The following is a 10,352-nucleotide window of genomic DNA, read 5'->3' as shown; positions in this document are numbered from 1 at the left end:
GTCAATTACCCCAGAATTTCTTCAACGGATTTACCACGCTTGGCAGCGACCATTTCTGGAGAATTCATATTTTCCAGGCCATCAATAGTTGCACGAACCACGTTGATCGGGTTGGTGGAACCATATGCTTTAGCCAGTACGTTATGAACCCCAGCAACTTCCAGAACGGCGCGCATTGCACCACCGGCGATGATACCGGTACCTTCTGAAGCTGGCTGCATGAATACACGAGAACCCGTGTGAACACCTTTAACTGGGTGCTGCAGGGTGCCGTTGTTCAGCGCGACGTTAATCATATTGCGACGGGCTTTTTCCATCGCTTTCTGGATCGCTGCTGGAACTTCACGCGCTTTACCGTAACCAAAACCAACGCGACCGTTACCATCACCCACTACAGTCAGAGCTGTGAAGGAGAAAATACGACCACCTTTAACGGTTTTAGATACGCGGTTTACCGCGATCAGCTTTTCCTGCAGTTCGCCAGCCTGTTTTTCGATGTGAGCCATCTTACACCTCTACCTTAGAACTGAAGGCCAGCTTCACGGGCAGCATCTGCCAGTGCCTGGACACGACCATGATATTGGAACCCGGAACGGTCAAAGGAAACATTGCTGATACCTTTTTCCAGAGCGCGTTCTGCAACAGCTTTACCTACAGCTGCAGCGGCGTCTTTGTTACCGGTGTACTTCAATTGTTCTGAGATAGCTTTTTCTACAGTAGAAGCAGCTACCAGAACTTCAGAACCGTTCGGTGCAATTACCTGTGCGTAAATATGACGCGGGGTACGATGTACCACCAGGCGAGTTGCACCCAGCTCTTTGAGCTTGCGGCGTGCGCGGGTCGCACGACGGATACGAGCAGATTTCTTATCCATAGTGTTACCTTACTTCTTCTTAGCCTCTTTGGTACGCACGACTTCGTCGGCGTAACGAACACCCTTGCCTTTGTAAGGCTCAGGACGACGGTAGGCGCGCAGATCTGCTGCAACCTGGCCGATCAGCTGTTTATCAGCGCCTTTCAGCACGATTTCAGTTTGAGTCGGACATTCTGCAGTGATACCGGCCGGCAGCGGATGCTCAACAGGGTGTGAGAAGCCCAGAGACAGGCCTACTGCATTCCCTTTGATAGCTGCACGATAACCTACACCAACCAGCTGAAGCTTTTTAGTGAAGCCTTCGGTAACACCAACAACCATTGAGTTCAGCAGGGCACGCGCGGTACCAGCCTGAGCCCATCCATCCACGAAACCATCACGTGGACCGAAGGTCAGAGCGTTATCTGCATGTTTAACTTCAACAGCTTTGTTGAGGGTACGAGTCAGCTCGCCGTTTTTACCTTTGATCGTAATAACCTGACCGTCGATTTTTACATCAACGCCGGCAGGAATAACGACCGGTGCTTTAGCAACACGAGACATTCTTTCCTCCGATTAGGCTACGTAGCAGATAATTTCGCCACCAAGACCAGCCTGGCGCGCTGCACGATCAGTCATAACACCTTTAGAGGTAGAAACAACTGCGATACCAAGGCCAGCCATAACTTTTGGCAGCTCATCTTTTTTCTTATAGATGCGCAGGCCTGGGCGGCTGACACGCTGAATGCTTTCTACAACAGCTTTACCCTGGAAATACTTGAGAGTAAGTTCCAGTTCCGGCTTGGTGTCGCCTTCAACTTTAAAATCTTCGATAAAACCTTCTTCCTTCAGCACGTTGGCAATTGCCACTTTCAGCTTGGCGGAAGGCATGGTGACCGCAACTTTGTTCGCGGCCTGACCGTTACGGATACGGGTCAGCATATCCGCGATCGGATCTTGCATGCTCATCTGTCTTTACTCCCGTGATTCAATTGGTAATTACCAGCTAGCCTTTTTCAAGCCTGGCACTTCACCGCGCATGGCGGCTTCACGCAGTTTGATACGGCTCAACCCAAACTTGCCCACATAACCATGTGGACGACCTGTTTGACGACAGCGGTTACGCTGACGAGACGGGCTGGAATCACGCGGCAGAGACTGCAGCTTGAGAACCGCATTCCAACGATCTTCGTCGGAAGCGTTCACATCAGAAATGATCGCTTTCAGTTCAGCGCGTTTAGCGAAGAATTTATCAGCTAAAGCTACGCGCTTTACTTCGCGTGCTTTCATTGATTGCTTAGCCATTCAGTAACCCTACCTTACTTGCGGAACGGGAAGTCAAAGGCAGCCAGCAGAGCACGGCCTTCTTCGTCAGATTTCGCAGTAGTGGTAATGGTAATATCCAAACCACGCACGCGGTCGACTTTATCGTAGTCGATTTCTGGGAAGATGATCTGCTCACGGACACCCATGCTGTAGTTACCACGACCGTCGAAAGACTTCGCGGACAGGCCACGGAAGTCACGGATACGTGGAACAGCAATAGTGATCAGGCGCTCAAAGAACTCCCACATGCGTTCGCCACGCAGAGTTACTTTACAGCCGATCGGATAGCCCTGACGGATTTTGAAGCCTGCAACAGATTTGCGTGCTTTGGTGATCAGCGGTTTTTGACCGGAGATTGCTGTCAGATCAGCTGCTGCGTTATCCAGCAGTTTCTTGTCAGCGATCGCTTCACCAACACCCATGTTCAGGGTGATCTTCTCGACCCGAGGGACTTGCATGACAGAATTGTAGTTAAACTCGGTCATGAGTTTCTTAACTACTTCGTCTTTGTAGTAATCATGCAGTTTCGCCATCGTACTACTCCAAATTACTTGATAGTTTCGCTGTTAGACTTGAAGAAACGGACTTTTTTTCCGTCTTCGAATCTAAAGCCTACACGGTCAGCCTTGCCGGTAGCCGCATTGAAGATTGCAACGTTAGAAACCTGAATAGCAGCTTCTTTTTCAACGATGCCGCCTGGTTGGTTCAGGGCCGGAACCGGCTTCTGATGTTTCTTAACCAGGTTGATACCTTCAACGACAAGTTTGCCGGAAGACAGAACATTTTTTACTTTACCGCGTTTACCTTTATCTTTACCGGTTAACACGATAACTTCGTCATCACGACGGATTTTCGCTGCCATGATTCGCTCCTTAGAGTACTTCTGGTGCCAGAGAGATAATTTTCATGAACTTCTCAGTACGAAGTTCACGAGTTACCGGCCCAAAGATACGCGTGCCGATAGGCTGCTCGCTGTTATTGTTTAAAATAACGCATGCATTACCATCGAAGCGAATGACAGAACCGTCAGGGCGACGAACACCCTTCTTGGTGCGCACCACTACCGCCTTCAGCACATCACCTTTTTTGACCTTACCACGTGGAATTGCTTCCTTGATGGTGATCTTGATGATGTCGCCTACGCCTGCGTAGCGACGGTGCGAGCCACCCAGAACCTTGATACACATTACGCGACGTGCACCGGAGTTGTCGGCGACGTTCAGCATAGTCTGTTCTTGGATCATTTTAGTGCTCCGCTAATGTCAACTACTACCTGAGACTCTAAAATCAGAGCCGTTAAAAAGCCCCATATCGAGGGCGCGGCATTATAACACCGCTTCTGCAATATGGGTAGAAAAAATAAACGGCTCATCGCTGAGCCGTTTATTCGTATTGAGAAGGCGTACTGTATTACAGAACCGCTTTCTCTACAACGCGAACCAGCGTCCAGGACTTAGTCTTGGACAGTGGACGGCATTCACGGATTTCAACCTTGTCGCCGATACCACATTCGTTGTTCTCGTCATGTACGTGCAGTTTGGTCGTACGCTTGATGAATTTACCGTAGATCGGATGTTTCACAATACGTTCGATAGCTACAACAATGGATTTCTCCATTTTGTCGCTAACAACACGACCTTGCAGAGTACGGATTTTATCGGTCATTACGCACCCGCCTTCTGAGTCAGTAAAGTCTTAACGCGTGCAACATTGCGACGCACTTGCTTCAGCAGGTGAGTCTGTTGCAGCTGGCCACTTGCAGCCTGCATACGCAGGTTGAACTGCTCACGCAGCAGGTTCAGCAGCTCAGCGTTCAGCTCTTCAACGCTTTTTTCACGCAGCTCTTTTGCTTTCATTACATCACCGTCTTAGTTACAAAGGTGGTTTTGATAGGCAGTTTCGCTGCTGCCAGGCCGAAGGCTTCACGGGCCAGCTCTTCCGGAACGCCGTCCATTTCATAAAGGACTTTGCCCGGTTGGATCAAGGCAACCCAGTACTCCACGTTACCTTTACCTTTACCCATACGAACTTCCAGCGGCTTCTCGGTGATCGGTTTGTCCGGGAATACACGGATCCAGATCTTACCTTGACGCTTAACTGCACGGGTCATTGCACGACGTGCTGCTTCGATCTGACGTGCAGTCAGACGACCACGGCCAACAGCTTTCAGACCGAAAGTGCCGAAGCTAACATCCGTACCCTGCGCCAGACCACGGTTGCGGCCTTTGTGCACTTTACGGAATTTTGTACGCTTTGGTTGTAACATCAGCGACGCTCCTTATTTACGGCCTTTACGCTGCTGCTTTTTAGGTTGAGCAGCCGGTTTTTCCGGTTGTTCAACAGCAGCCATACCACCCAGGATCTCACCTTTGAAGATCCATACCTTAACGCCGATTACACCGTAAGTGGTGTGCGCTTCAGAGGTGTTGTAGTCGATGTCAGCACGCAGAGTGTGCAGCGGTACGCGACCTTCACGGTACCATTCGGTACGTGCGATTTCCGCGCCGCCCAGACGGCCGCTAACTTCAACTTTGATACCCTTAGCGCCCAGACGCATTGCGTTCTGTACAGCACGCTTCATAGCACGACGGAACATAACACGACGTTCCAGCTGAGAAGTGATGCTGTCAGCAACCAATTTAGCGTCCAGTTCAGGCTTACGAACTTCAGCGATATTGATCTGTGCAGGAACGCCAGCGATATCCGCTACGACCTTGCGCAGTTTTTCTACGTCTTCGCCTTTCTTACCGATAACGATGCCAGGACGAGCAGTGTGAATAGTCACACGGATGCTCTTAGCTGGACGCTCGATAACGATACGAGATACAGACGCTTTAGCCAGTTCCTTAGTCAGGTACTGACGTACTTTAAAATCGCTGTCCAGGTTGTCAGCGAATTCTTTGGTGTTCGCAAACCAGGTAGAGTTCCATGGTTTTACAATACCCAGGCGAATACCATTAGGATGTACTTTCTGACCCATTGCTAGTCTCCAGAGTCTCAGCGATCGGACACAACCACAGTAATGTGGCTGGTGCGCTTCAGGATGCGATCTGCACGACCTTTCGCACGCGGCATAATGCGCTTCATGCTTGGGCCTTCATCTACGAAAATTTTCGCGACTTTCAGATCGTCGATGTCAGCGCCATCGTTGTGTTCAGCGTTAGCAATGGCAGATTCCAGTACTTTCTTGACCAATACCGCAGCTTTCTTGTTGGTATAGGTCAGGATGTCCAGGGCCTGCGACACTTTCTTACCGCGAATCAGGTCAGCAACAAGGCGAACCTTCTGTGCAGAAGAACGAGCATGGCGATGTTGAGCTAAAGTTTCCATCTCTTCCTCCTACCTTATTTCTTCTTCGCTTTTTTATCAGCAGCGTGGCCGCGATAAGTACGAGTCGGTGCGAATTCACCCAGTTTGTGACCAACCATTTCGTCGGTAACAAAGACTGGAACGTGCTGACGACCATTATGGACAGCGATGGTCAAACCGATCATGTTAGGAAAGATCGTTGAACGACGGGACCAAGTGCGCAGGGGCTTCTTGTCTCCGCTTTCCACCGCTTTCTCTACCTTCTTCAGCAAGTGCAGGTCAATAAAAGGACCTTTCTTGAGAGAACGTGGCATGGCTTATCCTCTAAAATTATTTGCTACGGCGACGTACGATAAATTTATCAGTACGCTTGTTGCTGCGGGTCTTCTTACCTTTGGTCTGAACGCCCCACGGAGTTACCGGGTGCTTACCAAAGTTACGACCTTCACCACCACCATGTGGGTGATCGACTGGGTTCATCGCAGTACCGCGAACGGTAGGACGAACACCACGCCAGCGTGCAGCACCAGCTTTACCCAGAACGCGCAGCATATGCTCAGCATTGCCAACTTCGCCCAGAGTAGCGCGGCAGTCTGCTTCGACTTTACGCATTTCACCAGAACGCAGACGCAGGGTGACATAAGCACCATCACGCGCAACGATCTGAACGTAAGTACCAGCGGAACGTGCCAGCTGACCGCCTTTACCTGGTTTCATTTCTACGTTATGAACGGTAGAACCAACCGGGATATTGCGCATCGGCAGGGTGTTGCCTGCTTTGATTGCAGCATCAACGCCAGACTGAATCTGGTCGCCAGCTTTCAGGCCTTTAGGGGCCAGGATGTAACGGCGCTCGCCGTCTTTGTACAGAACCAGCGCGATGTTCGCGGAACGGTTCGGATCGTACTCAAGACGCTCAACAACTGCTGGGATACCGTCTTTGTTGCGTTTGAAGTCAACAATACGATAAGCCTGCTTGTGGCCACCACCGATGTGACGAGTGGTGATACGGCCATTGTTGTTACGACCACCGGATTTGCTGTTTTTTTCCAGCAACGGAGCAAAAGGTTTGCCCTTGTGCAGCTCAGGGTTAACCACTTTAACTACGTGGCGACGACCCGGAGATGTCGGTTTACATTTAACAACTGCCATTGTATTACTCCTCCGACTTACTCAGCGCCGCCAACGAAGTCCAGATTCTGGCCTTCTTTCAGGGTGACGTAAGCTTTTTTCCAGTCGCTACGACGACCGATACGCTGTCCGTGACGTTTAACTTTCCCTTTAACTACCAGGGTGTTAACGACTTCGACTTCGACTTCAAACAGTTTCTGCACAGCAGCTTTGATCTCTGCTTTGGTCGCGTCTTTAGCAACTTTGAGAACGATGGTGTTTGTTTTTTCCATCGCAGTAGACGCTTTTTCAGAAACGTGCGGTGCGCGAAGCACCTTCAGCAGACGTTCTTCACGAATCATGCCAGCATCTCCTCAACTTGCTTAACAGCATCAGCAGTCATTACGACTTTGTCGAAGGCGATCAGGCTAACCGGGTCGATACCAGTCGCATCGCGTACGTCAACCTTGTGCAGGTTACGTGCGGCCAGGAACAGGTTCTCGTCCAGCTCACCGGTGATGATCAGCACATCTTCCAGAGCCATGTCTTTCAGTTTCTGTGCCAGCAGCTTAGTTTTAGGCGCTTCAACAGAGAACTTCTCGACAACGATCAGACGATCCTGACGTACCAGTTCGGACAGGATGCTTTTCAGCGCGCCGCGGTACATCTTTTTGTTAACTTTTTGACTGTGGTCCTGTGGACGCGCAGCGAAGGTCACGCCACCTGAACGCCAGATCGGGCTCTTGATAGAACCTGAACGCGCACGGCCGGTACCTTTCTGGCGCCATGGCTTTTTGCCAGAACCAGTTACTTCAGCACGAGTCTTCTGAGCACGAGTACCCTGACGAGCACCAGCTGCATAAGCAACAACAACCTGGTGAACCAGCGCTTCGTTGAAATCACGACCGAAGGTAGTTTCGGAAACAGTCAGCGCGCTCTGCGCGTCTTTCAATACTAATTCCATTGCTATCCCCTTACGCCTTCACAGCTGGTTTAACGATCAGGTCGCTACCGGTTGCACCCGGGACCGCACCTTTAACCAGCAGCAGGTTGCGCTCAGCGTCAACACGTACTACGTCCAGGCTCTGAACGGTTACACGTTCGTTACCCAGCTGACCTGCCATTTTCTTGCCTTTGAACACTTTGCCCGGAGTCTGGTTCTGACCGATAGAACCCGGAACGCGGTGAGACAAGGAGTTACCGTGAGTAGCGTCCTGGGTACGGAAGTTCCAGCGCTTAACGGTACCAGCAAAACCTTTACCTTTAGAGGTACCGGTTACGTCAACTTTTTTAACGTCAGCAAACAGCTCAACGCTAATGTCCTGACCTACGGTGAACTCTTCGCCTTCAGCAAGACGGAATTCCCACAGACCACGGCCAGCTTCTACGCCAGCTTTAGCGAAGTGACCCGCTTCTGGTTTGGTTACACGGTTAGCTTTTTTAGCACCAGTGGTAACCTGAATAGCGCGGTAGCCATCGTTAGCCAGATCTTTAACCTGAGTAACGCGGTTTGCTTCAACTTCGATTACGGTTACTGGGATAGAAACGCCATCTTCAGTGAAGATGCGGGTCATACCCACTTTTTTACCGACTAAACCAATCATTGTTTCAACCTCTCAATCGCTCGATGACCTGATTAACCCAGGCTGATCTGCACGTCTACACCGGCAGCCAGATCCAGACGCATCAGAGCATCAACGGTTTTCTCAGTTGGCTCAACGATGTCAACCAGACGCTTGTGAGTGCGGATTTCGTACTGATCGCGCGCGTCTTTGTTGACGTGCGGGGAGATCAGAACGGTGAAGCGCTCTTTGCGGGTCGGCAGCGGGATCGGACCACGGACTTGCGCACCAGTGCGCTTAGCAGTCTCGACGATTTCCGCGGTTGATTGATCGATCAGACGATGATCAAACGCTTTAAGGCGGATACGGATTCTTTGGTTCTGCATGAGACCAGAGCTCCAATTATTTTATAAACGAAAATGATTACTCCTCAAACCCATTACGATTGATGGGAGAGTGTAACCGTTCTTACGTAGCTCCCCAATTGGGAGCATTGTTGAGTAACAAAATGAGCTACTCTGGTTCTGATTGAACCCGCCGTCAATTACGACAAGCCCGCGCATTATACGTAAATCAGAGAAAGACGCAAGTACCGTTTAGAAATTAAGCGCCAAAGGCTCAGTATGCGTAGGGCTGCGCAACTTTTTACGCCGTGTATCCTTTCTGGATTCTTTATTGGAAGCCGCTACGCAATTGCTGTTTTTGGGCATTGCCGGACAGGCAGATTGTAACGAGTATGCGCTCAAAACCTTTTGAGGCCTGTTCCATGCTAACCACCCTCCCCTTCCTGATGATCTATTTTTCTCTGACGGCCTTACTCGTACGCGCTGATATTCGCGACGGTTTGCTGCCCGATAAGTTTCTCTGCCCGCTGCTCTGGACGGGCCTGCTCTACCAACTCTTTATTCATCCTGATTTTCTTCCAAGTGCAGTGACGGGGGCGGTGGCTGGATACCTTGGCTTTGCCTTGATTTACTGGGGCTATCGGCTTATCTGCCGGCGTGAAGGGATGGGATATGGCGATCTGAAGTATCTGGCCGCACTTGGTGCGTGGCATGGCTGGTGCATACTGCCTACGCTGGCCTTACTCGCCGCGCTTATGGCGCTGCTTTGCATTCTTGTTTTTTCGTTTCTCACCTCTGATAAAGGTGCATTAAAAAACCCACTGCCTTTTGGGCCATTTCTGGCAGCAGCGGGTTTATGCGTTGGAGGGGAAAATCTGATTAATTTTCCACTTTGATCTGGGACTGTAGGTAGTTCTGAAGGCCAATTTTGCTAATGAGATCCAGTTCGGTTTCCAGCCAATCAATATGACCTTCTTCATCGGCGAGGATCTGGATCATCATATCGCGGCTCACATAGTCATGAACGCTGTCCGCATAGGCAATGGCTTCACGAAGGTCTTTCGCACCTTCAAGTTCCAGCCTGAGGTCAGAACGCAGCATCTCCTCGACATCTTCACCGATGCCCAGCTTGCCGAGATCCTGCAGGTTAGGAATACCTTCAAGAAATAAAATACGCTCGATATATTTATCAGCGTGTTTCATCTCATCTATAGATTCATGGTACTCAACGTCATTCAGACGTGTAAGACCCCAGTTTTTGAACATTCTTGCATGGAGAAAATACTGGTTGATTGCGACAAGCTCATTTCCCAATAATTTATTGAGATAACTTATGATTTTAACATCACCTTTCATTATATAGTCCCTCCGCTTCCACTCATTGAAGCGTAGATCGGGCTACGGGGATGTCAAAAAAAAGATGGGCGCTTACGCGATCTCTTTGTATTCCGGGATCTGCATCAGTTCGTCCTGCATAATCTCACGCGCTGCGCGAACGCATTTACCGCATTGATTTCCCACCGGAACAAACTTGCGAAGCTGCTGGAATGACTGTGGCTGAAACTGGCGAACGGCCTGACGTATTTTTTTGTCGCTTACACCATTACATAAACAAACGTACATAGAGACTCCCGTTCAAAATATGCGCAAAGTGTAAGTGAGAATGGTTATGATTACAATAGCACAAGCGCCGGAATACGGGGCGGGAGCGGACAAAAAATGCGAATTTTTATGACAGTGACTTTACGGTAGAAAACAAAAAAGGACGCCGAAGCGTCCTTTTTTTATTCAGGGATAATTAATTAGCCCAGAACTTTAGCAACAACGCCCGCGCCAACGGTACGGCCG

Annotated in this window: 22 protein-coding genes; 1 reads left to right on the top strand and 21 read right to left on the bottom strand. The window is 50.0% G+C overall.

What is annotated here, in order from left to right:
- Window positions 1-5: 5 nt before the first annotated feature.
- From rpsE to rpsJ, 19 genes are all read right to left on the bottom strand, one after another.
- The gene (gene rpsE / locus AB8818_RS22505) at window positions 6-506 is read right to left on the bottom strand and encodes a 30S ribosomal protein S5 (RefSeq protein WP_003863299.1); all 501 of its coding nucleotides are present in this window, start codon (window positions 504-506) and stop codon (window positions 6-8) included.
- A 14-nt stretch (window positions 507-520) separates the two neighbouring features.
- Window positions 521-874: a 50S ribosomal protein L18 gene (rplR, locus tag AB8818_RS22500; protein WP_003863297.1), complete on the bottom strand. Its 354-nt coding sequence runs from the start codon at window positions 872-874 to the stop codon at window positions 521-523.
- A gap of 9 nt (window positions 875-883) precedes the next feature.
- Window positions 884-1,417 (bottom strand): 50S ribosomal protein L6, encoded by a 534-nt coding sequence (gene rplF / locus AB8818_RS22495; protein ID WP_003863296.1) that lies wholly within the window; start codon window positions 1,415-1,417, stop codon window positions 884-886.
- A 12-nt stretch (window positions 1,418-1,429) separates the two neighbouring features.
- Complete coding sequence (gene rpsH, locus AB8818_RS22490; protein ID WP_006178918.1) at window positions 1,430-1,822, bottom strand: 30S ribosomal protein S8; 393 nt, start codon at window positions 1,820-1,822, stop codon at window positions 1,430-1,432.
- Between the two features lie 30 nt (window positions 1,823-1,852).
- Window positions 1,853-2,158: a 30S ribosomal protein S14 gene (gene rpsN, locus AB8818_RS22485; RefSeq protein ID WP_003863291.1), complete on the bottom strand. Its 306-nt coding sequence runs from the start codon at window positions 2,156-2,158 to the stop codon at window positions 1,853-1,855.
- Between the two features lie 14 nt (window positions 2,159-2,172).
- Window positions 2,173-2,712, bottom strand: coding sequence for a 50S ribosomal protein L5 (gene rplE, locus AB8818_RS22480; protein ID WP_001096202.1), 540 nt, complete (start codon window positions 2,710-2,712; stop codon window positions 2,173-2,175).
- A gap of 14 nt (window positions 2,713-2,726) precedes the next feature.
- A complete protein-coding gene (gene rplX / locus AB8818_RS22475; RefSeq protein WP_003863287.1) occupies window positions 2,727-3,041 on the bottom strand; it encodes a 50S ribosomal protein L24 in 315 nt (104 codons plus the stop codon).
- A gap of 10 nt (window positions 3,042-3,051) precedes the next feature.
- Window positions 3,052-3,423, bottom strand: a complete 372-nt coding sequence (rplN, locus tag AB8818_RS22470; RefSeq protein ID WP_002919748.1) for a 50S ribosomal protein L14 — start codon at window positions 3,421-3,423, stop codon at window positions 3,052-3,054.
- A 166-nt stretch (window positions 3,424-3,589) separates the two neighbouring features.
- Window positions 3,590-3,844, bottom strand: a complete 255-nt coding sequence (gene rpsQ, locus AB8818_RS22465; RefSeq protein WP_008503489.1) for a 30S ribosomal protein S17 — start codon at window positions 3,842-3,844, stop codon at window positions 3,590-3,592.
- Complete coding sequence (rpmC, locus tag AB8818_RS22460; RefSeq protein WP_003863282.1) at window positions 3,844-4,035, bottom strand: 50S ribosomal protein L29; 192 nt, start codon at window positions 4,033-4,035, stop codon at window positions 3,844-3,846. The genes rpsQ and rpmC overlap by 1 nt, the downstream gene beginning before the upstream one ends.
- The gene (gene rplP / locus AB8818_RS22455) at window positions 4,035-4,445 is read right to left on the bottom strand and encodes a 50S ribosomal protein L16 (RefSeq protein ID WP_002919759.1); all 411 of its coding nucleotides are present in this window, start codon (window positions 4,443-4,445) and stop codon (window positions 4,035-4,037) included. The genes rpmC and rplP overlap by 1 nt, the downstream gene beginning before the upstream one ends.
- A 12-nt stretch (window positions 4,446-4,457) precedes the next feature.
- Complete coding sequence (gene rpsC / locus AB8818_RS22450) at window positions 4,458-5,159, bottom strand: 30S ribosomal protein S3 (RefSeq protein WP_000529945.1); 702 nt, start codon at window positions 5,157-5,159, stop codon at window positions 4,458-4,460.
- A 17-nt stretch (window positions 5,160-5,176) separates the two neighbouring features.
- The gene (rplV, locus tag AB8818_RS22445; RefSeq protein ID WP_002919773.1) at window positions 5,177-5,509 is read right to left on the bottom strand and encodes a 50S ribosomal protein L22; all 333 of its coding nucleotides are present in this window, start codon (window positions 5,507-5,509) and stop codon (window positions 5,177-5,179) included.
- 14 nt (window positions 5,510-5,523) lie between these two features.
- Entirely contained in the window at window positions 5,524-5,802 is a 279-nt protein-coding gene (gene rpsS, locus AB8818_RS22440) for a 30S ribosomal protein S19 (protein ID WP_001138117.1), read from the bottom strand.
- Between the two features lie 16 nt (window positions 5,803-5,818).
- Window positions 5,819-6,640, bottom strand: a complete 822-nt coding sequence (gene rplB, locus AB8818_RS22435) for a 50S ribosomal protein L2 (RefSeq protein WP_000301859.1) — start codon at window positions 6,638-6,640, stop codon at window positions 5,819-5,821.
- A gap of 17 nt (window positions 6,641-6,657) precedes the next feature.
- Complete coding sequence (gene rplW, locus AB8818_RS22430; protein ID WP_000617546.1) at window positions 6,658-6,960, bottom strand: 50S ribosomal protein L23; 303 nt, start codon at window positions 6,958-6,960, stop codon at window positions 6,658-6,660.
- Window positions 6,957-7,562, bottom strand: coding sequence for a 50S ribosomal protein L4 (gene rplD, locus AB8818_RS22425; RefSeq protein WP_000424395.1), 606 nt, complete (start codon window positions 7,560-7,562; stop codon window positions 6,957-6,959). Before rplD ends, rplW begins: the two co-directional genes overlap by 4 nt.
- Window positions 7,563-7,572: 10 nt before the next feature.
- On the bottom strand, window positions 7,573-8,202 hold the full coding sequence (rplC, locus tag AB8818_RS22420; RefSeq protein WP_003863274.1) for a 50S ribosomal protein L3: 630 nt from the start codon (window positions 8,200-8,202) through the stop codon (window positions 7,573-7,575).
- A gap of 32 nt (window positions 8,203-8,234) precedes the next feature.
- Window positions 8,235-8,546, bottom strand: coding sequence for a 30S ribosomal protein S10 (gene rpsJ, locus AB8818_RS22415; protein WP_001181005.1), 312 nt, complete (start codon window positions 8,544-8,546; stop codon window positions 8,235-8,237).
- 380 nt (window positions 8,547-8,926) lie between these two features.
- Here rpsJ and AB8818_RS22410 point away from each other — a divergent pair, with 380 nt between their 5' ends.
- Window positions 8,927-9,400: an A24 family peptidase gene (locus AB8818_RS22410; RefSeq protein ID WP_116344092.1), complete on the top strand. Its 474-nt coding sequence runs from the start codon at window positions 8,927-8,929 to the stop codon at window positions 9,398-9,400.
- On the opposite strand, the gene bfr is transcribed toward AB8818_RS22410, so the two are convergent.
- Window positions 9,384-9,860, bottom strand: coding sequence for a bacterioferritin (bfr, locus tag AB8818_RS22405; protein WP_028014636.1), 477 nt, complete (start codon window positions 9,858-9,860; stop codon window positions 9,384-9,386). The two genes, AB8818_RS22410 and bfr, sit on opposite strands and share 17 nt — an antisense overlap.
- Before the next feature lie 72 nt (window positions 9,861-9,932).
- Window positions 9,933-10,127 (bottom strand): bacterioferritin-associated ferredoxin, encoded by a 195-nt coding sequence (gene bfd / locus AB8818_RS22400; RefSeq protein ID WP_008503493.1) that lies wholly within the window; start codon window positions 10,125-10,127, stop codon window positions 9,933-9,935.
- Window positions 10,128-10,352: the final 225 nt, after the last annotated feature.

It is taken from the genome of Enterobacter sp. KB-280D8 (assembly GCF_041399405.1).
Lineage (GTDB): Bacteria > Pseudomonadota > Gammaproteobacteria > Enterobacterales > Enterobacteriaceae > Enterobacter > Enterobacter cloacae_N.
The sequence above is the reverse complement of the archived record's forward strand: the minus strand, read 5'-3'. Positions and strand labels throughout refer to the sequence as shown.

Bases quoted from the DNA above. Each gene is read 5' to 3' on its own strand.
- rpsQ (WP_008503489.1), bottom strand. From the start codon at position 3,844: ATGACCGATAAAATCCGTACTCTGCAAGGTCGTGTTGTTAGCGACAAA.
- rpsN (WP_003863291.1), bottom strand. From the start codon at position 2,158: ATGGCTAAGCAATCAATGAAAGCACGCGAAGTAAAGCGCGTAGCTTTA.
- rplE (WP_001096202.1), bottom strand. From the start codon at position 2,712: ATGGCGAAACTGCATGATTACTACAAAGACGAAGTAGTTAAGAAACTC.
- rplN (WP_002919748.1), bottom strand. From the start codon at position 3,423: ATGATCCAAGAACAGACTATGCTGAACGTCGCCGACAACTCCGGTGCA.
- rpsJ (WP_001181005.1), bottom strand. From the start codon at position 8,546: ATGCAGAACCAAAGAATCCGTATCCGCCTTAAAGCGTTTGATCATCGT.
- rplD (WP_000424395.1), bottom strand. From the start codon at position 7,562: ATGGAATTAGTATTGAAAGACGCGCAGAGCGCGCTGACTGTTTCCGAA.
- rplW (WP_000617546.1), bottom strand. From the start codon at position 6,960: ATGATTCGTGAAGAACGTCTGCTGAAGGTGCTTCGCGCACCGCACGTT.
- rplR (WP_003863297.1), bottom strand. From the start codon at position 874: ATGGATAAGAAATCTGCTCGTATCCGTCGTGCGACCCGCGCACGCCGC.
- bfr (WP_028014636.1), bottom strand. From the start codon at position 9,860: ATGAAAGGTGATGTTAAAATCATAAGTTATCTCAATAAATTATTGGGA.
- rplV (WP_002919773.1), bottom strand. From the start codon at position 5,509: ATGGAAACTTTAGCTCAACATCGCCATGCTCGTTCTTCTGCACAGAAG.
- rpmC (WP_003863282.1), bottom strand. From the start codon at position 4,035: ATGAAAGCAAAAGAGCTGCGTGAAAAAAGCGTTGAAGAGCTGAACGCT.
- rpsC (WP_000529945.1), bottom strand. From the start codon at position 5,159: ATGGGTCAGAAAGTACATCCTAATGGTATTCGCCTGGGTATTGTAAAA.
- bfd (WP_008503493.1), bottom strand. From the start codon at position 10,127: ATGTACGTTTGTTTATGTAATGGTGTAAGCGACAAAAAAATACGTCAG.
- rplC (WP_003863274.1), bottom strand. From the start codon at position 8,202: ATGATTGGTTTAGTCGGTAAAAAAGTGGGTATGACCCGCATCTTCACT.
- rplX (WP_003863287.1), bottom strand. From the start codon at position 3,041: ATGGCAGCGAAAATCCGTCGTGATGACGAAGTTATCGTGTTAACCGGT.
- AB8818_RS22410 (WP_116344092.1), top strand. From the start codon at position 8,927: ATGCTAACCACCCTCCCCTTCCTGATGATCTATTTTTCTCTGACGGCC.
- rpsE (WP_003863299.1), bottom strand. From the start codon at position 506: ATGGCTCACATCGAAAAACAGGCTGGCGAACTGCAGGAAAAGCTGATC.
- rplP (WP_002919759.1), bottom strand. From the start codon at position 4,445: ATGTTACAACCAAAGCGTACAAAATTCCGTAAAGTGCACAAAGGCCGC.
- rpsH (WP_006178918.1), bottom strand. From the start codon at position 1,822: ATGAGCATGCAAGATCCGATCGCGGATATGCTGACCCGTATCCGTAAC.
- rpsS (WP_001138117.1), bottom strand. From the start codon at position 5,802: ATGCCACGTTCTCTCAAGAAAGGTCCTTTTATTGACCTGCACTTGCTG.
- rplB (WP_000301859.1), bottom strand. From the start codon at position 6,640: ATGGCAGTTGTTAAATGTAAACCGACATCTCCGGGTCGTCGCCACGTA.
- rplF (WP_003863296.1), bottom strand. From the start codon at position 1,417: ATGTCTCGTGTTGCTAAAGCACCGGTCGTTATTCCTGCCGGCGTTGAT.